This is a genomic window from Devosia sp. GW821-FHT12F11, from assembly GCF_058806655.1.
Genome location: NZ_JBXAPX010000002.1, coordinates 107,422 through 128,898, shown reverse-complemented (window position 1 = coordinate 128,898; position 21,477 = coordinate 107,422). Strand labels below are relative to the sequence as shown.

Here is a 21,477-nt window from a genome sequence, read left to right as displayed (position 1 = left end):
ACGCAAACGAGGTTCGTTTCGATAGCGCAATGTTCGTTTGTGTTTCAATTTCGCTGCCATCGCCGGCGTCATCCCCGCGAAGGCGGGGACCCAGTGGCATGCCTCAGAGTTCGGTGTCGCGGAAGGATCGCACCAAGCTCCCGCCTTCGCGGGAATGGCGCCGGTGTTGCCGGCACGAGCCATTGACCCCCGCGCCCATCCCGTGCATCAGGAAACACCTCTCCCGACCGGCCGACCATGCTCGCCATTTTCAACGTCATCCTGCCGGTCTTTGCCATTCTCGCGCTGGGCTATGGCGCGGTGCGGCTGCGGCTGTTCCCCTCCGAGGGGGTGCGCGGGCTGGTGGTGTTCGTGAACAATTTCGCGACCCCGTGCCTCCTGTTCAACGCCATGCTGAACACCGATTTCGCGACGACCTTCAATTGGGGCGTCATCGTGCCGTTCTATGTCGGCGCGATCGTGGTGTTCATCATCGGCATCATCGTCTCCGGCCGGCTGTTCCGCGACAAGCCGGGTGAGGCGGTCGCTTCGGGGTTCTCGGCCACCTTCACCAATACCGTGCTGGTCGGCATCCCGGTGGTGCAGCGGGCCTATGGGCAGGAGGCGCTGGCGACCGCCTTCTCGATCATCGCCTTCCACGCCCCAGTGCTGATCACCGCCGGCATGATCACCATGGAACTGCTGCGCCGCGATGGCGCGCCGCTGCACAAGACGCTTGGCGTGGCGCTGATGCGCGTCGTCGCCAACCCGCTGCTCTGGGGCATCGCGGCCGGCGCTGCGGCCAACCTGATGAACGTGAAGCTGGTCGAGCCGGCGGAGGCCTTCATCGCCATGATGGCCGCCGCCGTGACCCCCGCGGCTCTGTTCGGCCTCGGTGGGGCGCTGAACGATTACAAGCTCAGTGACAGCTGGGGTCAGTCGCTTACCATGGCGCTGCTGAAGCTCTTGCTGCAGCCGGCCATCGCCTGGGTGATCATGGTGCCGATCCTCCACATCGACCACGACCTCGCCCGCTACGGCGTGCTGCTCGCCGCCATGCCGGCCGGCATCAACGTCTATGTCTTTGCCACCTACTACAATCGAAGCGTCCACATTGCCGCCAACAGCATCCTGATCTCGACGGTGCTGAGCATCCTGACGGTGAGCGGCTGGCTGTATCTGTTGGGGCTTTAGTCTGACCGGCTGGTGCTCGCTGACCCCCACCCCCCTGTCCCCTCCCCGCAGGGGGGAGGGAGACGAAAACACCGGCATCACAGTCCGCGTCTCCCTCCCCCTTGCGGGGAGGGATCAAGGGTGGGGGTCCACAGCCACCGGCCTCAGGATGGTCCTACTGCGCCGCCTCGACGCTCATCGCCAGCACCTGCGGCTCGCCCGAAACCGGGATCGAGCGGACCGGCATTGTCGAGGTGGCGTCGAGCCCGACTGCGACTCGGACATGCTTGTCGGTCGGGCAGAGCAGCAGCATCGCGTCGAACCCGATCCAGCCGAGCCCATCGTCCCAGGCCTCGGTCCAGGCATGCAGCGCCGGCTGTTCGCCGTCGGAGCCGTATAGGTAGCCGGTGACATAGCGCGCCGGGATCTCCAGCGCCCGCGCCGCGCCGATAAAGGCATGCGCGTAATCGCTGGCCGGTGGATGGACGGTAGCCTGCGCTTGGCTCTGGCTCTGCCCATCTTGCGTCTGGGTCTGCTCGCTGCCGCCGACCACTTCGGCGACCCGCGCCATCAGTGCATGCAGCAGGGCGATGCGGTCCTGTCCGGTTTTCGGCGCTGCGCGGAACTTTGAGATAATCGCCCCCGCCGCCTTGGTGGCCGGGGTAGGGCGGCGATAGAGCGCCGGCGGAATATCGCCCGGCACCCGCCCGATCACCCCGTTGCGGTCGATGGTCTCGACAATGCCGGCGACGGTGATCACCAGCTCCGGGTCGGGCTTGACCTGGCTCACCAGTTGCGCCCGGTTGCCGAATGCATCGACAAAGCTCGCCGCCCTGTCGATGCCGGGCATCTCGATCGCCCACTCGCGCACTGTCTGTGTCGGCCCGCTCACCGGCGTCAGCAGCACGTGCTGCACCCCACGGGCCACGCCGGCGCCGAGTCCCAAGCTCATCGAATGTCGGATGGCGATCTTCATCAGTAGAAATTGTAGCTTTCGGCGAGGGCGTTCGTCATCCGGTTGTTGCGGTCGATGAACTCGGTCAGGAACTCGTGCAGGCCATGCTCGAAGATCTTGTCGACGCTGGCGTCCATCACCAGCGCCGTCACCGCATCGGCGGCGTCGTGCCCGGCCGTGCGCTCGCCGTAGATCTCCTCCAGCATATCGATGGTGCGGTTGATCCACTGCACGCAGAAGATCAGCGAACGCGGCATTTCCGGCCTGAGGATCAGGTAGTCGGCGATGTTCCAGGCCTTGTAGCGGTCGTGGTAGACATGCCGGTAGCTGCGATGCGCCGAGGCGGCCCTGAGGATCATCGTCCATTGCTGGATATCGACGTCGCCGCCCACCATCGTGGCGCGTGGCAGCAGCACGTAATACTTCATGTCGAGAATGCGCGCCGTGTTGTCGGCGCGCTCGACGAAGTTGCCGATCTGGCTGAAGGCGTAACCGGCATCGCGCAGGAACGTCGAGAGCAGGGCGCCGCGATAGCGATGGCTCACCTGCTTGACCCAGAACAGCAGCTCCTGGAGCTTGGCCCCCGAGATGTCGCGCGGCCGGATGGCGGAGAACTCGAGCCATGCCGCGTTGATCGATTCCCACATCTCGGTGGTCAGCGCCGTGCGCACCGAGCGCGCATTGGTGCGGGCCGCGAGCAGGCACGATTTCACCGAGGAATAGTTCTCCTCGTCGAACAGCATGTAATGCGCGACGCTCTGGACGTCGGCCTGCTTGTGCTTGAGGTTGAAGCCCTCGTCAGCCTCGGCCGCCTGCAGCATCGATACCAGATGCTCCGAAGCGCCCCCCTCGCGCCGCGAAGTGAGGCTCATCCGGTATCCCACCTCGAACATCCGGGCCATGTTCTCGGCCCGCTCGATGTAGCGGGAAAGCCAGAACAGGTTCTGGGCGGTTCTACCGAGCATGGCCTGCTCCGAAGTTGGCGGTCGACGATCCCTCGCCCCTGAGGGGAGAGGGTAGCGACGCTGGGAGCGAAGCGACGTAGCAGAGCTTGGGTGAGGGGTTCAGCGGTGCAGTGAGCGCGAATGGAGAGGCTGAACCCCTCATCCGGCGCTGCGCGCCACCTTCTCCCCTCAGGGGAGAAGGGACCAGGGGGCTAGTTTCGAGGTCAAAGTGCATCCTCAATCCTCCAGCACCCAGGTGTCCTTGGTCCCGCCGCCCTGCGACGAGTTCACCACCAGCGAGCCCTTCTTCAGCGCCACGCGCGTCAATCCGCCGGGGGTGATCCGGATATCGTCGCCGCACAGCACATAGGGCCGCAAATCCACATGTCGCGGCGCGATCCCCTTGTCGACGAAGGTCGGGCAGGTGCTCAGCGCCAGCGTCGGCTGCACGATGTAGTTGTCGGGGCGGGCGAGGATCTTCTTGCGGAACTCCTCGCGCATCGCCTTGGTCGAGGCCGGCCCGACCAGCATGCCGTAGCCGCCTGAGCCGTGCACCTCTTTCACCACCAGTTCTTCGAGGTGCTCGAGCACATAGGCCCGCTCATCGTCGTTGGTGCAGTTGTAGGTGGGGACGTTTTTGAGCAGCGCCTTCTCGCCGAGATAGAACTCGATGATCTCCGGCACGTAGACATAGACCGCCTTGTCGTCGGCGATGCCGGTGCCCGGCGCGTTGACCAGCGTGACGTTGCCGGCTCGATAGGCATCGAACAGCCCCGGCACGCCCAGCATGGAATCGGGCCGAAAGGTCAGCGGGTCGAGGAAATCGTCGTCGATCCGGCGGTAGATCACGTCGACCCGCTCCGGCCCCCTGGTCGTGCGCATGAAAACCTTGCCGCCGTCGACGAACAGGTCCTGCCCCTCGCAGAGCTCGGCGCCCATCTGGTCGGCGAGGAACGAGTGCTCGAAATAGGCCGAATTGTAGATGCCTGGGGTCAGCACCACGAGGTTGGGCGAGCCATGCACGCCTGCCGGCGCCACGCTCTCCATCGTCCGCCGCAACGTCTCCGGATAGGTCTCGACCGGCGCTACCTTGTAGCGCTGGAACAGCTCGGGGGCGAGCTGCAGCATCGCCTCGCGGTTCTCCAGCATATAGCTGACTCCCGAGGGGGTGCGGAGATTGTCCTCGAGCACGTAGAAATCGTCCGGTCCGGTCCTGACGATGTCGACGCCGATGATGTGCGAATAGACCCCGCGCGCCGGATCGAGCCCCATCATTTCCGGGCAGAACGCCGAGTTGTTGAGGATCAGCTTTTCCGGCACCCGCCCGGCCTTCAGGATCTCCTGGCGGTGGTAGATGTCGTAGAGGAAGGCGTTGAGCGCCCGAACCCGCTGCTCGATGCCCTTCGAAAGCCGCCGCCACTCCATCGCCGAGATGATGCGCGGGATGATGTCGAACGGGATGAGCTTTTCGGTGCCCTCGTTGCTGCCATAGACGGCGAAGGTAATACCGAGCCGCCGGAACAAAGCTTCGGCGTCAGCCGACATCAGACCCAAGGCTTGCGGAGGCTGCTCTTTCAGCCACTCTTCCAGGATGTGGTAGGGCGCGCGGACAGAGGCATCCGCATTAGTCATTTCGTCAAACGGCGTTGCGGACATCAACTCCCAAGGGCTTGCGGCCTATCCCACTCGATTTGCATTGGTACACGTTTGCCGGGGGGCGGCAAGCCGGGTTCGGCGTGAATGTCTCGCGCCCGGTGCGGGCTGGCCCCCACCACAGGCGGTGGGGGGCCACAACCACCGGCCGACCGACATGATCACACCCCCACCAACGTCGCCTTCACCCTCGCGCAAAACTGCCATACAACCTTGCGCCGAATAGGGATGGGACCAATGCCGGAAGAGATTCTCCAGACTCACAAGCTGCTCGATCGCTGCGAGAAGGCGCTCGCCGAACGCTACACCGTGCACAAACTGCATGAGGCGGCGGACAAGGAGGCGTTGATCAAGTCGGTGGCCGGCAAAATCCGCGCTATCGCCGGCGGCAATGTCGATGGCGCGCTGATGGACAAGCTCCCCAAGCTCGAGATCATCGCCAATTTCGGCGTCGGCTACGACTCGATCGACACCAGGGCCGCCAAACAGCGGAATATCCGCGTCACCAACACTCCGAACGTGCTCAACGATGCGGTCGCTGAGCTCACCCTGGGCCTGATGATCGGGCTCGCCCGTCGTATCCCGCAGGGCGATCAGTTCGTCCGCCAGGGCAAGTGGCCGAACTCGAGCTTCCCGCTGCTCACCGAGCTCAACGGCAAGACCGTCGGCATCCTCGGGCTCGGCCGCATCGGCAAGGAGATCGCCAACCGCTGCCAGGCCATGAAGATGCGCGTCGTCTATCACGGCCGCAGCCGCCAGCATGACGAACCCTATATCTTCTACGACAAGCTCATCGACATGGCCCGCGACAGCGATTGGCTGGTGATCATCGCGCCGGGCGGCAAGGGCACCGAGAAGATCGTTTCGCGCGAAGTGCTCGAGGCGCTCGGCCCCGAGGGCTTCATCGTCAACGTCGCCCGCGGCACGCTGATCGACGAAGCGGCGATGCTCGAGTTGCTGCAATCGAAAAAGCTCGGCGGCGCGGCGCTCGACGTGTTCGAGAAGGAGCCGCAGGTGCCCGAGGGCTTCTTCACGCTCGACAATGTCGTGCTGTCGCCGCACCAGGGCAGCGCCACCCACCAGACGCGCAACAAAATGGGGGATCTGGTCGTTGCCAATATCGTCGCGCACTTCGCCGGCGAACCTCTGCTCAGCGCGGTGGTCTGATCATGCTGATTGATCTCAGAGGCAAAGTTGCCATCGTCACCGGCGCCGGCCGAGGCATCGGCCGCGTCATCGCGCGGACCCTCGCCACCGAAGGCGTCACCGTCGCCATCATCGATTTCCGGCAGGATCTGCTCGACGATGCCGCGATGGAGTGGACAGAAGCCGGCTGGCCCGGCCTCCGTATCCTCTGCGACGTGCGCGAGGCGGCCCAGGTCAACGCCGCGGTGAGCGCCGTGGACGAGGCGTTCGGCCGGGTCGATATCCTCGTCAACAATGCAGGCGTTGCCAGCGGGGCGCGGGTCGACAAGCTGGCCGAGGCGGTGTGGGACGCCAATTTCGACACCAATACCAAGGGCACCTTCCTGATGTGTCAGGCAGTGGCGCCGATCATGCAGCGCCAGGCCTCGGGCCGCATCCTCAACGCGGCATCATTCGCCGCCATCATCCCCTCGATCGGCAGCGCCGCCTATGCGGCGAGCAAATCCGCGGTAGTGCAGTTCACCCGCGTACTGGCTGGCGAGCTTGGCCCGTTCAACGTCACGGTGAACTCCTATTCGCCCGGTATGATCCCCACCGATATGAACGGTTTCGCTAACCTGCCTGACGCCCGCCAGCAGCGGTTGCTCGACACCCTGACGCTCCGCCACTGGGGCAACCCGGAGGACGTGGCCAACCTGCTCTGCTTCCTCGCCTCGGACCAGGCCCAGTACATCACCGGCGCCTCGATCGACTGCTCCGGCGGCAAGTATGCCACGCAGTTCCCATCGGCAGCCTACGAGAGCTGAGGGCAGGGCCCACGCGCCGAGCGGTCGGTGCAGGGAGATTGAGTGCAACCCCGTCGCTCCCGCGCGAGCGGGAGGGGACGCTTTGACGATCGTGTCCTGGTCTCCCTTCCCCCGGGGACGCTGCTGCGATCCCTTGTGGGGAGGGGCGGGCCTACCGCCAAACCGCCAGCAGCGCTCCCATCAGTAGCAGCGCGATCAGGTTGTTGCCGAGGTTGATGGCGATCAGCTTCAGCGAGCGGTTTTCATAGCCCCATAGCGACACCAGCAGCGTCGCCTGGAAGCCGAGCCAGACCCAGAAGCCGGCCAGTGCGCCGTTGAGCCAGTCGCTGATGTTGGCGCCGACGATGATATTGGCGAGCGCGAACGACATGACCAGCGAGGCGATGACATCTACCACCATGGCCTTGCCGAGCCCCGCCTTCATCGTCTCCGGCGTCACCCCGGTGAGCGCCTGCCACGGTTTCAGCAGCAGCGGCGGCGAGTACCAGGCAAAGCCCACGGCCATGCGGATGATCGCGGCGACAAGCACGGCCAACCAGTTGATCGGCAGCATTGTTTGAACTCCCCAGGGCGCCCCTCGCGCCCCGGATAAATTCTAGCGCCGAAGCAAACTGTGCCGCAATCGGTGCGGAACTCCCATGCCGTCAAAGCGATTGCCTTTCCGACAGCCCCTCGCGACACTGCAAAATACGAAACGGCGGAGACTTCGATGACGGATTGGTGGCGCGGCGCGGTGATCTATCAGGTCTACCCACGCTCGTTTCAGGACAGCAATGGTGATGGCATCGGCGACCTGCCGGGCATCATGCGTCGTCTCGATCACATCGCCAGTCTCGGCGTCGATTGCATCTGGCTGAGCCCCATCAACCAGTCGCCCCAGAAGGACATGGGCTACGACGTTTCCGACTACAAGGAAGTCGACCGCCTGTTCGGCAGCCTCGAGGATTTCGACGACCTGATCAAACGCGCTCACGCGCTGGGTCTCAAGGTGATCATCGACCAGGTGCTGAGCCACTCCTCGGACATGCATCCGTGGTTTCGCGAGAGCCGGCTCAACCGCACCAACGCCAAGGCCGACTGGTATGTCTGGGCCGACCCCAAGCGCGACGGCTCGCCGCCCAATAACTGGCCATCGGTGTTCGGCGGCCGCGCCTGGGAATGGAACCCCAGTCGTGGCCAGTACTACTTCCACAATTTTCTGATCGAGCAGCCCGACCTCAACTTCCACAATCCGGATGTGCAGGATGCGGTGCTCGACGTCATGCGCTTCTGGCTGGAGCGTGGCGTCGATGGCTTCCGGCTCGACACGGTGAACTACTACTTCCAGGACAAGCTGCTCAGGAACAATCCGCCGGCGCGCCGACCCAAACACCTGCCCTATGCCGTCAACCCCTACGACATGCAGGACCACAAGTTCGGCAAGAGCCAGCCCGAGAACGTCGGGTTCCTGAAGCGGGTACGCAAACTGCTCGACCAGTATCCCGGCACCACCACGGTCGGCGAGGTCGGCGACAGCCATCGCGGCCTGCAGTTGATGGAGGAGTACACCTCCGGCGGCGATAAGCTGCACATGGCCTATACCTTCGACATGCTCGGCCCCGAGTTCACCGCCGAGCATTTCCGCACCAAGATGGCGAAGTTCTTCGCCGGGGCGCCGAATGGTTGGCCGTGCTGGAGCTTTTCCAACCACGACGTGAACCGTCACACGACGCGCTGGGCACCGTACTCGCGGAACCCGGCCGATCTCGCCCGCCAGGCGGCCGCGATGCTGCTGAGCTTCAAGGGCTCGGTCTGCCTCTACCAGGGCGAGGAACTCGGCCTGCCCGAAGCCGATATCCTGTTCGAGGAGCTGACCGATCCGCCGGGCATCCGCTTCTGGCCCGAATACAAGGGTCGCGATGGCGCCCGCACGCCGATGCCATGGGATGAGGGCGAGGCCCCCAACGGTTTCTCCTCTGGCAAACCGTGGTTGCCGGTGAAGCCGAACCACTCGGCCCTCAATGTCGCCGGCCAGAACGCCGACCCCGACTCGACGCTGAACTTTTACCGCAGAGCGCTGGCCTTCCGCCGGGCCCACCCGGTCTTCGCCTCAGGCGATATCGAGTTCCTCAAAGTCGCCGAACCGCTGCTCGCCTTCCGCCGCACCGGCAAGGACGGCGCCATCACCTGCCTGTTCAACCTCTCCGTCGACCCGCTCACCGTAACGCTCGACGGCGGCGAGGGGCTCGAGCCGCTGGAGCTCTCGCACGGCGCCGAGCGCCGAAAGAGCAAGCTGAAGCTCGAAGCCAACGGCTTCGCCTTCTTTGCGACGGGTGAAATGCAGGTGGCGTTCGGCGGGCGGAGGAAGCGCTAAAAGCACTTCAGGAACAGACTGCTACCCGCGGTGTCATCCCCGCGAAAGCGGGGATCTCCGTTTGCGATGGTGCCGCAGGCGAGAAACAGAGGTTCCCGCTTTCGCGGGAATGACCCGGTGATAGTCCAAAGCCTGGGTCAAGATCGTTCCGCGCAGCTGAGATGGCAGCGCAGCGTTGTTGCCCGGTTCAGTCCACCTGTTCCCAAGTATCGGGATCATAATAGTCGCTGTGCCATGTGCCATCCGGGTACTGCACGAAGGCCTCGATGCAGCCATCCGAAGCGCGGCTGACCGAGCGGGCGTCGACGCCGCGCTTGCGCAGCTCCATCTTGACGACGTCCTGGTCGAAGCTGTCGCCGTCGCCACCCGACTTGCCGCCGACCGAGAAGCCGAACTCGATCTTCAGCCCCGGCAGGTTGTCGTTGAGGTTGCAGTTTTCGCGCGCCATCGCCGGGCCGGCTGCGAACAGGGTGGCGGCAACGATGGTGAGGACAAGCGGGCGCAGCATCTGAGTCTCCATGGACCGGGAGGCATGTGCCCGAGGATTTGGGCAGGCTTGCGGCTTCTCTCAAGTCCCTATCGCTTAAGGCAAGTCCTTGTCGCGAATAAGCATCGCGACCACCGGGATGGCGAAGGTGAGCATCAGCAGCCGACTCACATGGTGTGCCGCGATGAACGCGGTATCGAAACCCAGCGCGATGCCGAGTGCGCCCATCCCCTCGAGCGCTCCCGGCGACAGCCCGAGCCAGATCTGCCCGAACGGCATGTCGACGAACGGCGCCACAGCCAGCGTCACCCCCGTGGCGATGGCGACGGTCAGCGCCGTGCCGGCCAGCCCGCCGATCGCCGCCTGCTTGAACTCGGCGCGGGTGATGCCGTTGAAGCGCGAGCCGATCAGCGCCCCGATCATGATGAAGGTCGCGATCAGCAGCGGCTGCGGCATGGCGCCCTCGAACAGCCCGGCGAACTTGGCGCAGATCGCCACCGCCATGGCGCCGAGCACATAGCCGGCCGGCGCCCGCAGCTTGGTCAGGATGAACCCCGCGATGGCGCAGGCGATGGCTACCGGCAGCAGCGTCTCGAACCCCATCGGCGCCTGCACCGGCGCGCCTTCATAGTGCCCGATCGGCAGGAACAGCGCTCCGATCGGCACGCAGATGGTGAGGATCAGGATGCGGATCACCTGGATGATGATGATCTGCCGGGTGTCGCCGACGCCCGCCGCCGCGATCGACATCACGAAGCTCAGATGCCCGGGGAAGGAGCTGAGATAGGCGGTGCCGCGGTCGAGCCCGAAGAGCTTCCGCAACAGGAACCCGGTGAGCGTGATGATCAGGATCAGCTCCACCGCCAGCGCCGCCAGCGTCACCGGCCATTGCACGATCAGCGTCAGCGAATCGCGCGCCACCGCCGCGCCCATCGACAGACCGGTGAAGACGAAGGTCGCGTCGCGCAGCCAGGTGGGCAGCATCACCTTGACGCCCATCAGCGCCGCGATCGCCACCGCGAGCGCCCCGCCCATCAGCCACGCGGCGGGCAGATTGGCCAGCGCCGCCAATCCGCCGCCGGCCGCCGAGATCAGCAATGTGACGAGTGTCCGGCGGACAACAGTGCCGGCGGGCAGGGGGGAGGTCATTTGGCGGAACGAGTCGAGATGGCTAGGACGCTAACTATCGACGAGTTTGCACGGTGGGGGAAGCAGGCCGTTGGGCGAATATCGAGCGCTTGGCGCCCCTCACCCTAGCCCGGGGTGAGGGGCGCCAAGCACACTACGATCACGTCACCGCTGCGACGCGCCCTCGACCAGTTTCACGAAGAAGCTCACCCCGACCGGGATGATCTCGTCGTTGAAGTTGTAGGTGTCCGAGTGCAGTTCGGAGCTTGGCCCGTTGCCGAGGAATACATAGGCGCCCGGCCGCGCCTGCAGCATGTAGGCAAAGTCCTCGCCGCCCATCTTGGGGTCGACATTGGCGTCCACCCGGTCGTCGCCCACCACTGTAGCGGCAATGGCCGCGGCATAGGCGGTCTCGTCCGGCGTATTCTCCACGACGGGGTAGCCGCGACGATAGTTCACCTCCGCCGTGCCGCCGAACGTTTCGACGATGCCCTTGGTCACGGCCTTCAGCCGCTCTTCCATCAGGTCGCGCACTTCGTCGTTCAGCGAGCGTACCGTGCCGGTGAGCTTCACCTTCTGCGGGATGATGTTGAACGCCTCGCCGCCCTGCATCATCGTCACCGACAATACCGCCGAGCGGATCGGGTCGATCTCGCGCGACACGATGGTGTGCAGCGCGGTGATCAACTGCGCTGCGATCATCACCGGGTCCACCGTGTTATGCGGCCACGCGGCGTGCCCGCCCTGGCCCTCGATCACGATGTTGAACTCGTCGCTTGCGGCCATCAGGCCGCCGACCCGCATGGCAATGCTGCCGGCTTCCTGACCGGGCATGTTGTGCAGCCCATAGACCTCGTCGATGCCGAAGCGGTCCATGATGCCGGCTTCCACCATGGCGCGCCCGCCGGCGCCGCCCTCTTCGGCCGGCTGGAAGATCATCACCGCGTTGCCGTCGAAGTTGCGTGTCTCGGCCAGGTACTTCGCCGTGCCGAGCAGGATCGCCGTGTGGCCGTCATGCCCGCAGGCATGCATCCGGCCCGGCGCCTGGCTGGCATAGTCGAGGCCGGTGCGCTCGAGGATCGGCAGCGCATCCATATCGGCGCGGATGCCGATGGTCTTGCCGGGGCCACGGCCCTTGATCACGCCCACGACACCGCTTTTCGCGATGCCGGTGACCACTTCGTCGACGCCGAACGAGCGCAGCAGCTCGGCGACTTTCCCCGATGTGCGGGGCAGTTCGTACTGAAGTTCGGGGTGCACATGGAAGTCGCGGCGCCATTCGGCGACCTCGTCGGCGAATTCCGCGATACGATTGATAACGGGCATGGAAAACCTGAACGCTAGTAAGCGCGCACTGTGCGGGGGAGCAGGGTAGGGCGTCAACCCGCCAGAGGTCGTAACGACGAGATCATTGGCATTGCCACTGCTATCGAGTTCCCAAGATACCCCCACCCCTGTCCCCTCCCCGCAAGGGAGGGAGACGCCAACTCCGACGGTAGTGTTTTGGTCTCCTCCCCCCTTGCGGGGGAGGGACAGGGTGGGGGGGGACTCTTCCTGCACTAACCTGTCGGCACCCGAGGCACGCCATTCTCTCAACTTCCCTCCCGCTAGTCAGAATTTCCCCGCCCGAACTTGCCCCTCTGCGTCATATTTGCCAAACACCCGTCAACACTGGAGGAACCGATGAAAATCCTCGTTGCCGTCAAGCGCGTCGTCGATCACGCCGTGCGCGTCCGTGTCCGTCCCGATGGTTCGGGCGTCGAGACCGAGAACGTGCGGATGTCGATGAACCCCTTCGACAAGCACGCCGTGGAAGCCGCGGTTCAGCTCGCCGAAGCCGGCCACGCCACCGAGATCGTCGTCGTTTCCATCGGCCCCAGGCAAAGCAATGACGTCATCCTCACCGCCCTCGCCATGGGCGCACATCGCGGCATCCTGATTGAGGCCGATGGCCGCGTCGAAACCCTGGCCGTAGCGAAACTACTGCAGGCCGTGGTCGCCGAGGAGAAGCCCGACCTGGTGCTGCTTGGCAAGCAAGCCGTGGATGACGATTCCAACCAGGTCGGCCAGATGCTGGCCGGCCTGCTCGACTGGCCGCAGGCGACCTTCGCCTCCGAGATCAAGGTTGCAGGCGATGGCCTTGAGGTTACCCGCGAGGTCGATTACGGCCGCGCCACCATCGGCGTCTCGCTGCCCGCCATCGTCACGGCCGACCTCCGCCTCAACACCCCGCGCAACGCCGCGCTGCCCATGGTGATGAAGGCGCGTTCGAAGCCGCTCGCCGTGCGCCCTGCCGCCGAGTTCGGCGTCGATCTCACCCCGCGGCTGACGCTCGAAAAGGTCAGCCCACCCGCCGAACGCGTTGCCGGCCGCAAGGTCGCCGATGCCGCCGAGCTGACCGCGGCGATAAAGTCTGAACTTTCCGAGCTGGAGGCGCTCTGATGGCCGTCCTCGTCCTCGCCGAACACGATCTCGGCGTGCTCTCCGCCGCCACCGCCCGCATCGTTGCCGCCGCCGAAAAGCTCGGCGCGGTCGATCTGCTGGTTGCGGGCCAGGGCGTGTCCGCCGTTGCCGCCGAAGCGGCAAAGCTTGCCGGCGTCGAGAAGGTCCTCGTCGCTGACAGCGCTGCGCTTGCCAACCAATCGGCAGAGGCTATCGCCGCACTGCTCGCCCGGCTTGCCGAGCCCTATACCCAAATCGTTGCCGCCGCCGCTGCCACCGGTCGCGACGCTATCCCGCGTTTGGCCGCCAAACTCGACCTGATGCCGGTCACCGACGTTGTCGCCATCCACGGCCCGACCCGCTTCGATCGGCCGATCTACGCCGGCAATGCCATCGAGACGGTGTCGTCGGGGCAGAACAAGCAACTGCTCACCATCCGCGCCTCGGCCTTCCGGCCGGCCGCCTCGGGCAATGATGCGCCGATCCACCCGGTCGATGCCGATGTCGCGACAGTTGCACGCTTCCTCGCCGCGCACCGCACCGAGAGCGACCTGCCGGAGCTATCGACGGCCCAGGTCGTCGTCGCCGGTGGCGTTTCCTTCGGCTCGGCCGAGAAATTCGCGCTGGTCTCCGATCTCGCCAAGGTCCTCGGCGCCGCCGTCGGCGCCACCCGTGCCGCGGTCGATGCCGGCTACGCCCCCAATGACTGGCAGGTCGGCCAGACCGGCAAGATCATCGCTCCCGATCTCTACATCGCTATCGGTATTTCCGGTGCGCTGCAGCACCTCGCCGGCATCCAGGGTGCCAAGAAGATCATCGCCATCAACAAGGACCCCGAGGCGCCGCTGATGAAGATCGCCGACATCGCGCTGGTCGGGGATCTGTTCGAAGTGGTGCCGCAGTTGATTGCGGGGTTGAAACGGTAGGCGCCAAAAGGCCCCCTCACCCGGGCCGTTGGCCCGACCTCTCCCCCAAGGGAGAGGTGACGCTGAGGCGCTATGGTGCCACTTTCCACCTCTCCCTTGGGGGAGAGGTCGCCGCGCAGCGGCGGGTGAGGGGGCCTTTTGGATAAGTCGCAGCAGCGCCCACCCCCGTTGCAATTCCCCCACCACCGCCTATAAACACCCCGCTCTCGTTTTCCCCGGACAGACCTGATGTTTGAGACCCTGAAGAAGGCCACGCTCGACAAGATTTTCGTGCTGATGGCCGAGTATGCCGCCGATCCCCGCGACGGAAAGATCGACCTCGGCGTCGGCGTCTACAAAGATCCCAAGGGCGTCACGCCCGTCATGAGTTCGGTGAAAAAGGCCGAGCAGCGCATCCTCGATAGCGCCAAGACCAAGACCTACAAGGGCGTGGTCGGCAACAAGGAATTCTCCGCTGCCATCGTCGATCTGGCGCTGGGCGGCGTCGTCGACAACAAGCGTATCCGCTGCGTCAACGGCGCCGGCGGTACCGGTGCGTTGTCGATCCTGATGAACGTCCTGGGCCGCGCTCGTCCCAAGGGCCGCATCTTCATTTCCGATCCGAGCTGGCCCAACCACTGGCCGATGGCCGAACTCGCCGGCCTGACCCCGGTCTACTATCCGTATTTCGACCATGCCAAGCGCCTCGTCGATTTCGACAAGATGATGGGGACGCTCAATACCCTCACCTCCGACGATATCGTCTTGCTGCACGGCTGCTGCCACAACCCGACCGGCGCCAGCCTCACCAATGCGCAGTGGGATGAGGTGGTCGAGAGCCTCAAGCGCACCGGCGCCTTCCCGCTGGTCGATCTCGCCTATCTCGGTTTCGGCGATGGGCTCGAAGCAGACGCCTATGGCGTACGCAAGGTCGTCTCCTCGGTGCCCGAGTCGATGGTCGCCTTCTCGGCGTCGAAGAATTTCGGCCTCTACCGCGAGCGCGCCGGCGTCGCCATTGCCATCGCCAGGGACTCCGATAGCGCCGACGTCGTCTCCTCGCAGATGCAGAACGTCATCCGCGCCACCATCAGCCAGACCCCCGACCATGGCGCCGAAATCGTCCGCGTCATTCTCGAGGACAAGGAACTGCGCGCCGAGTGGGAAGCCGAACTCACCGAAATGCGGGAACGGATGAAGCGCCTGCGCGTCAAACTTGCCGACGCCATCCGGCAGCGCTCGAACTCGAAGGATTTCGATTTCATCGCCGAACACACCGGCATGTTCTCGCTGCTCGGCCTGCCTGAGGATGTCGTCACCAAGCTCAAGCTCGACGACGGCATCTACATGATCAACGACAGTCGTATCAACGTCGCGGGAATCCCCGAGGATCGCATCGGCGAGCTCGCCGACAAGATGCTCGCCGCCATCCGCTGAGACTCGTCTCTGCTTTTGCTGAGACGTTGTCTCGACTGCCGTTTGTGACTACCTAAAGAGCAGCTAACCATCTCCCTTGGAGGGGAACGAAATGAAGTTCTTCGTCGATACCGCCGAGATCAAGGACATCCGCGATCTCTATGAAACCGGCCTGCTGGACGGGGTGACGACGAATCCCTCGCTGATCGCCAAGTCCGGCCGTCAGTTCAAGGACGTGATCAAGGAGATCTGCTCGATCGTCCCCGGTCCGGTGTCGGCGGAAGTCGCCGCCACCGACTATGATGGCATGATCGCCGAGGGCCATGTGCTGGCCAAGCTCGCCGAGAACGTCGTGGTGAAGGTGCCGCTGACCATCGATGGGCTGAAGGCCACCAAGACCTTCAGCAAGGAAGGCATCAAGACCAACGTCACGCTCTGCTTCTCGCCCAACCAGGCGCTGCTCGCGGCCAAGGTCGGCGCTACCTACATCTCGCCGTTCATCGGCCGCCTCGACGATATCAACGCCGACGGCGTCGAGCTGATCGAGAACATCCGCACCATCTACGACAACTACTCGTTCGCCACCGAGATCCTGGCGGCCTCGATCCGTACCCCGAACCACATCACCGAAGTGGCTCTCGCTGGTGCCGACGTCGCCACCATCCCGCCGGCGGTGATCTACAAGCTGGCCGACCACCCGCTGACCAAGTCGGGCCTCGAGCAGTTCGTCAAAGACTGGAAGTCGACGGGTCAGTCGATCCTTTGATCGTTTGAAGGCAGGGCGCGCGCCACACACTCGGAGTCATTCCCGCGAAAGCGGGAACCTCCGTTTCGGAGCGCGCCGCATCCACTGCAAACAGAGGTTCCCGCTTTCGCGGGAATGACCCGGTGACAGCGGGGAAATTCAGGCAAGGCTTCCCCCATGGCCAATGAACTCATCGCCACCGCCGTCCGCAACGCGCTCGCTTCCGTCGAAATCCCCGGCGGCGGCGAACTCGCAGGCTATGGGGGCTTGAGCGAGATCATCGTCACCACCGGCGCCGTGGCCTTCGCCATCTCCGTCGCGCCGGGCATGGAAGCCGCCTTCGGTCCGGCGCGCGTTGCCGCCCAGGCCGCGGCCGAGAAGGTCGCCGAGGGCCGCAAGGTCATGGTGTCCTTGACCTCCGACCGCGCCCAGGCGGCGACCGGCCAGGCCAAGGCACAGGGCCGTCCTGGTCCGCCGCCGCGCGAGGCCGTGCCCGGCGTCCGCCATATCGTCGCCGTCGGCTCCGGCAAGGGCGGCGTCGGCAAATCCACCGTCGCGGTCAACCTTGCCCTCGGCTTTGCCGCCGAGGGGCTGCGTACCGGCATCCTCGACGCCGATCTTTACGGGCCCTCGATCCCGAAGCTGCTTGGCCTTGAGGGCAAACCCGCCGTCCGCGACGACGGCATCTTCGCCCCGCACGAGGCCTATGGCCTCAAGGCGATGTCGATCGGCTCGATGCTCACCGCCAACCAGGCGGTGGTGTGGCGCGGCCCGATGGCCACCTCGGCGCTGCGGCAACTGCTGCGCGAGAGCGACTGGGGCGGTCTCGATGTGCTGGTCGTCGACCTGCCGCCCGGCACCGGCGACATCCAGATCTCGCTGGTCCAGCAGGTGCCGTTGCTCGGCGCCGTCATCGTCTCCACCCCGCAGGATCTGGCGCTGATCGACGCCAAGAAGGCGATGGACATGCTGCTCCGCACCGACGTGCCGATCCTCGGCCTCGTCGAGAACATGAGCTACTTCGTCGCCCCGGACACGGGAAAACGCTACGACATCTTCGGCCATGGCGGCGCCAAGGCCGCGGCCGCGACCTTTGACATCCCGTTCCTCGGCGAAATCCCGCTGGTGATGTCGATCCGCGAAAGCTCGGATGCCGGCCGTCCGGTCGTCGCCACCCAGCCTGATGGTCCCGAGGCCCGGGCCTTCCGCGCCATCGTCCGCACCATTCTCGCAGGCAGCCCGCAGCTGAGACCCTGAGCCATGCTGTCGATCCGGCCCGCGACCGCCGCCGATGTCGACGCGCTGATCGCCATCGACCACGTCGCCAGCCATAGCGTCGACCGCCGCGAGGCCATTGCCGATTGGATCTCGCTCGGCCAGTGCCACCTCGCCCAACGTGATCGTGCGGTCGCCGGCTATGTTGCGCTGACCCGCAGCTTCTTCCGCTCGCCGTTCATCGAAATGCTGATGGTCGGCGCCGCCTTTCGCCGCAGCGGCATCGGCCGGGCGCTGATCGAGCACTGCATCGCGATGACACCGGCCGACGAGAAGCTCTGGACCTCGACCAACGAGTCCAACACGCCGATGCGGGTGCTCCTGCCCCAACTCGGTTTCGAGCAGACCGGAGCGTTCGAGCATCTCGACGAGGGCGATCCGGAACTGATCTTCCTGAGGTGGCCTTCGGTGACAAGCAACCAATCCGGCGCCCGCTGACCCCCACCCTTGATCCCTCCCCGCAAGGGGGAGGGGGACGATGGAACCGCGACGTCGGTGCGAGGGGCTCCCTCCCCCGTGCGGGGAGGGACAGGGGTGGGGGTCCACAGCCACCAGCGCCTGGGGTGACACATCCGCTTCGCACTGTTATGCAATCGATTACATTGACCCGCGGACGTCGAGAATCGCCGTCCCTGAACGACCACAACGAGCGCTCAAGCGCCGCCCTGTTGAGGAGTGACCTGGTGTTTTCGATTTCGCGTGACGAGCTCGGCCCGAATTTCACTTTCGGTGCCGCCACTGCCGCCTATCAGATCGAGGGCGGCCAGACCGATGGCCGCGGCACCTCGATCTGGGACACGTTTTCATCTACCCCCGGCAACGTGAAGAACCTCGATACCGGCGCCATCGCCTGCGACCACTACAACCGCTGGCCCGGCGACCTCGACCTGATCCGTGATGGCGGCTTCGACGCCTACCGCTTCTCCTTCGCCTGGCCGCGGCTCATCCCCGAAGGGATCGGCGCGGTGAACCCCAAGGGTATCGAGTTCTACGATCGCCTGATCGACGGCATGCTCGAGCGCGGCATCAAGCCCTACGCCACGCTCTATCACTGGGATCTGCCGAGCCCCCTGCAGGACAAGGGCGGCTGGATGAACCGCGATATCGCCAGCTGGTTTGCCGAATACGCTGCCGTGGTTGGCCATCATTTCGGTGATCGCCTGCACGCCACCGCCACCATCAACGAGCCGTGGTGCGTCGCCTTCCTCAGCCACTTCCTCGGCATTCATGCGCCCGGCTACCGCGATCTTCGCGCCGCGTCCCGCGCCATGCACCACGTGCTGTTCGCCCATGGCACCGCCATCGACGCACTGCGCGCCGAGAGCGTCAAGAATCTGGGCATCGTGCTGAACCTCGAAAAGGCCGAGGCCGCCTCCGACAAGGCCGAGGACCTCGAAGCGCAGAACCTCGGCGATGCACTATTCAACCGCTGGTATCTCGATGGCGTGTTCAAAGGCCGCTACCCCGAAGAACTCACCAGCCGGCTCGCGGCCTATCTGCCCGAGGGCTTCGAGAAGGACATGGAAGTCGTCTCGCGCCCGCTCGATTGGCTGGGCATCAACTACTATACCCGCGGCCTCTACGCCGCCGGCCCCAACGGGCTGTTCGGCGCCGAACGCCGCTCCGGCGATCTCGAAACCAGCGATCTCGGCTGGGAGATTTACCCGAGGGGTCTCGAGGACCTGCTGGTCCGCGTCAACCGCGACTACACCAAGTTGCCGCTCTACGTCACCGAAACCGGCATGAGCGAGACCAACGACGAGCGCCGGGTGAAGTTCTACGACGATCATCTGCGCGCCGTGGCCAACGCGCAGGGGCAGGGGGCCGATGTCAGGGGCTTCTTTGCCTGGTCACTGCTCGACAACTACGAATGGGCGCAAGGCTATACCTCACGCTTCGGCATCGTGCATGTCGACTACGAGACCCAGGTGCGAACGCCCAAGGCCAGCTACCGGGCCTTCCAGGGCATGCTCCACAACACGCGGTAAGGGGCGGGCGCCTTCGCTCCTCGCTCCGCTCATAGCGCGCTACGCTCCGCTGCGCGTACCCCTCATCCGGCGCTACGCGCCACCTCGCGGCGAGGGCTACGCCCTCGTCCGCTGACCTCAAGGGGAGAAGGCACCCGACTAGGATGCCTGAGGTAATCACCTTCTCCCCCTTGAGGGAGAAGGTGCCCGCAGGCAGCAGACGGCCAAAGGCCGTCTCTGCGGGGCGGATGAGGGGTATCGCAACCGTCAGGTTGCGCGATCGGAGCGCAGCGACGAGCGACTCGCCCCCCTACATCGCCGGAGCCGGCTCCGCCGCGTACGTCACCGTGTGCTTGCCGCCGGCCCATGCATAGGTTGCCCAGCACGCTTCGTCCGCCGTGGCCTTCGGGCAGTTGCTGCTGTCCACCCACAGCCGCGCCGTGGTCCCGGTCTCGGCCTGCACCAGTGTCGGCATGCCGCCGAGTGCTTCGATCGGGTCGGCGAACTTCTCCGACGATACTGCGATCTGCACGGAGCAGCCGCCATTGCCGCAGAACGCCGTCGCCGAATTGCTGCACTGCAGCGGCTGTGAGTTGATCACGTAGTCCGCGACCCCGTCGCCATCGAGGTCGGCGCTCAGCAGCCCGGGGCGATCGCCGCCGGCATTCAGCGTGCCGCCGAGCTTGGTGCACTGCTCGGCGTAGCCGGCGATCAGCGTCTCCACTCCCGCGGGAATCGGCGCCGTCACCGGTGGCACCTGGTTCTGCAGGTCCGAGAACTGCTGCATCGCTGTGCCCAGTTGCGTCTTCAGCGCCGCGATCCGCTCGGTGTACGCCTTGCGCAGGCAGGTGATGTCGGCGCCGCATTTGCCGCGGTCGGCGAGGAACGCCTCAGCGTCGTCATGCCGGGCGCCATTGGCGCCCATGAACATCGGCACTTTGTCATAGGCGTAGAATAGCCCGGCCATCTCGCTGTCCAGCGCCGAGGTCACGCCGTCGCGGCACACCGCCACTTCGTCGGCGGCGGCCGCCTTGCTGCAATCGAAGCTCGCCGCCTGCAAGGGAGAGACGACCAGCAGCAGAAACATGAGGCTCATGAAGCCCAGAAATGCGCGCATAATTTCACCTGCCGAATGTAAGTTGTTCGAGATACTAGCGTTTTTGACATCAGCCGACGACGCAACTCTCCGTGCGTCCTCAACGAAGCCTGAACCACCGCCTGCGGCGCTTGCCATAATCAGCGGCATTGGCCAAGAAGCAGCACCAATCTGACCACCTGCGGTGTCGAATGCATGTCTACGTGATCAATCTCGCGCGCCGCCCCGACCGCAGGGCGTTCATGCAGCAACAGGCCGACCGGCTGGGTTTGCAGTTCGAATACATCGACGCCGTCGACGCCCGTACCGACGCCCCCGAATTCGCCGAGATCGAGGTTCGCGCCGGCTTGCATGGCCGCATCTCCAGGGGCGATCTCGCCTGCACCCTGAGCCATCGGAAGTTCTGGCGCCTGTTCCTAGAGACCGGCGCGCCCTATGCGGTGGTGCTGGAGGACGACGCCGTTCTCGCCGAAGACTGTGCTCGGTTCTTCACCGACAGCGACTGGATCCCGCCGGGCGCCGATGTCGTGAAGCTCGAGCGCCACGGCAAAGCCAAGCCGATCTTTATGGACCGCCTGATGCGCCCCGCCCACGGGCGGCAGGTCGGCCGGCTCTACAGTAAATGCGCCGGCACCGCCGGCTACGTCGTCTCGGCCGCAGGGGCTCGTCGGCTGCTGGCCGCCACGACGCGGGTCGACGATCCCATCGACCAGATGATGTTCAATCCAGGCCGCTCGCCGCTGTTCGACCGCCTGGCGCCGTATGTGCTGGAGCCGTCCATCTGCGAGCAGGAGCAGGTCGCCGTCGTCACCGATATCCAGCGCACCCGGACAACCACCCGCACCCATCAGCTGCAGGCCGCGCTGGACGAGCTTCGCGCCGTCCCGCGGCAATTGCTGCTCTATGCCAAGCTGCTGGCGCTGCTGCTTGCAGGCCGCGTCGAAGGCCGTGTGCTGACGTTCCGGCGCTAGAGCGAGATCAGGACAGGTTGCAGACCTTTCCGGTTCGAT

Annotated in this window: 20 protein-coding genes; 12 read left to right on the top strand and 8 right to left on the bottom strand. The window is 65.1% G+C overall.

From position 1 onward, the window contains the following. Positions 1–237: 237 nt before the first annotated feature. Positions 238–1,173: an AEC family transporter gene (locus AC1ROK_RS06240; RefSeq protein ID WP_492844948.1), complete on the top strand. Its 936-nt coding sequence runs from the start codon at positions 238–240 to the stop codon at positions 1,171–1,173. A 154-nt stretch (positions 1,174–1,327) separates the two neighbouring features. Here the strand turns inward: AC1ROK_RS06240 and AC1ROK_RS06235 are convergent, their stop codons facing one another. The 3 genes from AC1ROK_RS06235 to AC1ROK_RS06225 all read right to left on the bottom strand — a co-directional run bounded on the left by AC1ROK_RS06235 (position 1,328) and on the right by AC1ROK_RS06225 (position 4,707). Next, positions 1,328–2,128, bottom strand: a complete 801-nt coding sequence (locus AC1ROK_RS06235) for a transglutaminase family protein (protein WP_492844946.1) — start codon at positions 2,126–2,128, stop codon at positions 1,328–1,330. Beyond that, positions 2,128–3,072: an alpha-E domain-containing protein gene (locus tag AC1ROK_RS06230; protein ID WP_492844944.1), complete on the bottom strand. Its 945-nt coding sequence runs from the start codon at positions 3,070–3,072 to the stop codon at positions 2,128–2,130. The genes AC1ROK_RS06235 and AC1ROK_RS06230 overlap by 1 nt, the downstream gene beginning before the upstream one ends. Before the next feature lie 216 nt (positions 3,073–3,288). After that, the gene (locus AC1ROK_RS06225) at positions 3,289–4,707 is read right to left on the bottom strand and encodes a circularly permuted type 2 ATP-grasp protein (RefSeq protein ID WP_492844942.1); all 1,419 of its coding nucleotides are present in this window, start codon (positions 4,705–4,707) and stop codon (positions 3,289–3,291) included. A gap of 234 nt (positions 4,708–4,941) precedes the next feature. On the opposite strand from AC1ROK_RS06225, the gene AC1ROK_RS06220 reads away from it, so the two are divergent. Both AC1ROK_RS06220 and AC1ROK_RS06215 read left to right on the top strand, forming a co-directional pair. After that, positions 4,942–5,871 (top strand): 2-hydroxyacid dehydrogenase, encoded by a 930-nt coding sequence (locus tag AC1ROK_RS06220; RefSeq protein WP_492844940.1) that lies wholly within the window; start codon positions 4,942–4,944, stop codon positions 5,869–5,871. Positions 5,872–5,873: 2 nt separating this feature from the next. Next, positions 5,874–6,656, top strand: coding sequence for an SDR family NAD(P)-dependent oxidoreductase (locus tag AC1ROK_RS06215; RefSeq protein ID WP_492844938.1), 783 nt, complete (start codon positions 5,874–5,876; stop codon positions 6,654–6,656). A gap of 151 nt (positions 6,657–6,807) precedes the next feature. Here AC1ROK_RS06215 and AC1ROK_RS06210 read toward each other — a convergent pair whose 3' ends face one another. After that, positions 6,808–7,209, bottom strand: coding sequence for a DUF1761 domain-containing protein (locus AC1ROK_RS06210; protein ID WP_492844936.1), 402 nt, complete (start codon positions 7,207–7,209; stop codon positions 6,808–6,810). A gap of 156 nt (positions 7,210–7,365) precedes the next feature. On the opposite strand from AC1ROK_RS06210, the gene AC1ROK_RS06205 reads away from it, so the two are divergent. After that, complete coding sequence (locus AC1ROK_RS06205; protein WP_492844933.1) at positions 7,366–9,009, top strand: alpha-glucosidase; 1,644 nt, start codon at positions 7,366–7,368, stop codon at positions 9,007–9,009. A 187-nt stretch (positions 9,010–9,196) separates the two neighbouring features. Here the strand turns inward: AC1ROK_RS06205 and AC1ROK_RS06200 are convergent, their stop codons facing one another. The 3 genes from AC1ROK_RS06200 to AC1ROK_RS06190 form a co-directional block, all read right to left on the bottom strand. Then, entirely contained in the window at positions 9,197–9,517 is a 321-nt protein-coding gene (locus AC1ROK_RS06200) for a hypothetical protein (RefSeq protein ID WP_492844930.1), read from the bottom strand. A gap of 75 nt (positions 9,518–9,592) precedes the next feature. After that, the gene (locus AC1ROK_RS06195) at positions 9,593–10,645 is read right to left on the bottom strand and encodes an AbrB family transcriptional regulator (RefSeq protein ID WP_492844928.1); all 1,053 of its coding nucleotides are present in this window, start codon (positions 10,643–10,645) and stop codon (positions 9,593–9,595) included. Positions 10,646–10,789: 144 nt separating this feature from the next. Continuing rightward, positions 10,790–11,950, bottom strand: a complete 1,161-nt coding sequence (locus AC1ROK_RS06190; protein ID WP_492844926.1) for a M20 aminoacylase family protein — start codon at positions 11,948–11,950, stop codon at positions 10,790–10,792. 357 nt (positions 11,951–12,307) lie between these two features. Here AC1ROK_RS06190 and AC1ROK_RS06185 point away from each other — a divergent pair, with 357 nt between their 5' ends. The 7 genes from AC1ROK_RS06185 to AC1ROK_RS06155 all read left to right on the top strand — a co-directional run bounded on the left by AC1ROK_RS06185 (position 12,308) and on the right by AC1ROK_RS06155 (position 19,392). After that, a complete protein-coding gene (locus AC1ROK_RS06185) occupies positions 12,308–13,066 on the top strand; it encodes an electron transfer flavoprotein subunit beta/FixA family protein (RefSeq protein WP_492844924.1) in 759 nt (252 codons plus the stop codon). Next, positions 13,066–13,992, top strand: a complete 927-nt coding sequence (locus AC1ROK_RS06180; RefSeq protein ID WP_492844922.1) for an electron transfer flavoprotein subunit alpha/FixB family protein — start codon at positions 13,066–13,068, stop codon at positions 13,990–13,992. The genes AC1ROK_RS06185 and AC1ROK_RS06180 overlap by 1 nt, the downstream gene beginning before the upstream one ends. Before the next feature lie 228 nt (positions 13,993–14,220). Continuing rightward, positions 14,221–15,405, top strand: a complete 1,185-nt coding sequence (locus AC1ROK_RS06175; protein ID WP_492844920.1) for an amino acid aminotransferase — start codon at positions 14,221–14,223, stop codon at positions 15,403–15,405. 91 nt (positions 15,406–15,496) lie between these two features. Next, positions 15,497–16,150 carry a fructose-6-phosphate aldolase gene (fsa, locus tag AC1ROK_RS06170; RefSeq protein ID WP_055884767.1) on the top strand — a complete coding sequence of 218 codons (654 nt, stop codon included), beginning with the start codon at positions 15,497–15,499 and terminating at the stop codon, positions 16,148–16,150. Between the two features lie 156 nt (positions 16,151–16,306). Beyond that, positions 16,307–17,386 (top strand): Mrp/NBP35 family ATP-binding protein, encoded by a 1,080-nt coding sequence (locus AC1ROK_RS06165; RefSeq protein ID WP_492844918.1) that lies wholly within the window; start codon positions 16,307–16,309, stop codon positions 17,384–17,386. Positions 17,387–17,389: 3 nt separating this feature from the next. Next, positions 17,390–17,842, top strand: coding sequence for a GNAT family N-acetyltransferase (locus AC1ROK_RS06160; RefSeq protein ID WP_492844916.1), 453 nt, complete (start codon positions 17,390–17,392; stop codon positions 17,840–17,842). Positions 17,843–18,087: 245 nt separating this feature from the next. Next, a complete protein-coding gene (locus tag AC1ROK_RS06155; protein WP_492844914.1) occupies positions 18,088–19,392 on the top strand; it encodes a GH1 family beta-glucosidase in 1,305 nt (434 codons plus the stop codon). 289 nt (positions 19,393–19,681) lie between these two features. On the opposite strand, the gene AC1ROK_RS06150 is transcribed toward AC1ROK_RS06155, so the two are convergent. After that, on the bottom strand, positions 19,682–20,488 hold the full coding sequence (locus AC1ROK_RS06150; RefSeq protein ID WP_492844912.1) for a lysozyme inhibitor LprI family protein: 807 nt from the start codon (positions 20,486–20,488) through the stop codon (positions 19,682–19,684). A gap of 170 nt (positions 20,489–20,658) precedes the next feature. Between AC1ROK_RS06150 and AC1ROK_RS06145 the strand changes: the two genes are divergently transcribed. Then, positions 20,659–21,438 carry a glycosyltransferase family 25 protein gene (locus AC1ROK_RS06145; RefSeq protein ID WP_492844910.1) on the top strand — a complete coding sequence of 260 codons (780 nt, stop codon included), beginning with the start codon at positions 20,659–20,661 and terminating at the stop codon, positions 21,436–21,438. Positions 21,439–21,477: the final 39 nt, after the last annotated feature.

What these genes read in the sequence shown, in the direction of transcription:
- AC1ROK_RS06225 (WP_492844942.1), bottom strand. Translation starts at nt 4,707, where the DNA reads ATGTCCGCAACGCCGTTTGACGAAATGACTAATGCGGATGCCTCTGTC.
- AC1ROK_RS06195 (WP_492844928.1), bottom strand. Translation starts at nt 10,645, where the DNA reads ATGACCTCCCCCCTGCCCGCCGGCACTGTTGTCCGCCGGACACTCGTC.
- AC1ROK_RS06210 (WP_492844936.1), bottom strand. Translation starts at nt 7,209, where the DNA reads ATGCTGCCGATCAACTGGTTGGCCGTGCTTGTCGCCGCGATCATCCGC.
- AC1ROK_RS06180 (WP_492844922.1), top strand. Translation starts at nt 13,066, where the DNA reads ATGGCCGTCCTCGTCCTCGCCGAACACGATCTCGGCGTGCTCTCCGCC.
- AC1ROK_RS06145 (WP_492844910.1), top strand. Translation starts at nt 20,659, where the DNA reads ATGCATGTCTACGTGATCAATCTCGCGCGCCGCCCCGACCGCAGGGCG.
- fsa (WP_055884767.1), top strand. Translation starts at nt 15,497, where the DNA reads ATGAAGTTCTTCGTCGATACCGCCGAGATCAAGGACATCCGCGATCTC.
- AC1ROK_RS06185 (WP_492844924.1), top strand. Translation starts at nt 12,308, where the DNA reads ATGAAAATCCTCGTTGCCGTCAAGCGCGTCGTCGATCACGCCGTGCGC.
- AC1ROK_RS06160 (WP_492844916.1), top strand. Translation starts at nt 17,390, where the DNA reads ATGCTGTCGATCCGGCCCGCGACCGCCGCCGATGTCGACGCGCTGATC.
- AC1ROK_RS06175 (WP_492844920.1), top strand. Translation starts at nt 14,221, where the DNA reads ATGTTTGAGACCCTGAAGAAGGCCACGCTCGACAAGATTTTCGTGCTG.
- AC1ROK_RS06220 (WP_492844940.1), top strand. Translation starts at nt 4,942, where the DNA reads ATGCCGGAAGAGATTCTCCAGACTCACAAGCTGCTCGATCGCTGCGAG.
- AC1ROK_RS06200 (WP_492844930.1), bottom strand. Translation starts at nt 9,517, where the DNA reads ATGCTGCGCCCGCTTGTCCTCACCATCGTTGCCGCCACCCTGTTCGCA.
- AC1ROK_RS06230 (WP_492844944.1), bottom strand. Translation starts at nt 3,072, where the DNA reads ATGCTCGGTAGAACCGCCCAGAACCTGTTCTGGCTTTCCCGCTACATC.
- AC1ROK_RS06215 (WP_492844938.1), top strand. Translation starts at nt 5,874, where the DNA reads ATGCTGATTGATCTCAGAGGCAAAGTTGCCATCGTCACCGGCGCCGGC.
- AC1ROK_RS06235 (WP_492844946.1), bottom strand. Translation starts at nt 2,128, where the DNA reads ATGAAGATCGCCATCCGACATTCGATGAGCTTGGGACTCGGCGCCGGC.
- AC1ROK_RS06190 (WP_492844926.1), bottom strand. Translation starts at nt 11,950, where the DNA reads ATGCCCGTTATCAATCGTATCGCGGAATTCGCCGACGAGGTCGCCGAA.
- AC1ROK_RS06205 (WP_492844933.1), top strand. Translation starts at nt 7,366, where the DNA reads ATGACGGATTGGTGGCGCGGCGCGGTGATCTATCAGGTCTACCCACGC.
- AC1ROK_RS06150 (WP_492844912.1), bottom strand. Translation starts at nt 20,488, where the DNA reads ATGCGCGCATTTCTGGGCTTCATGAGCCTCATGTTTCTGCTGCTGGTC.
- AC1ROK_RS06240 (WP_492844948.1), top strand. Translation starts at nt 238, where the DNA reads ATGCTCGCCATTTTCAACGTCATCCTGCCGGTCTTTGCCATTCTCGCG.
- AC1ROK_RS06165 (WP_492844918.1), top strand. Translation starts at nt 16,307, where the DNA reads ATGGCCAATGAACTCATCGCCACCGCCGTCCGCAACGCGCTCGCTTCC.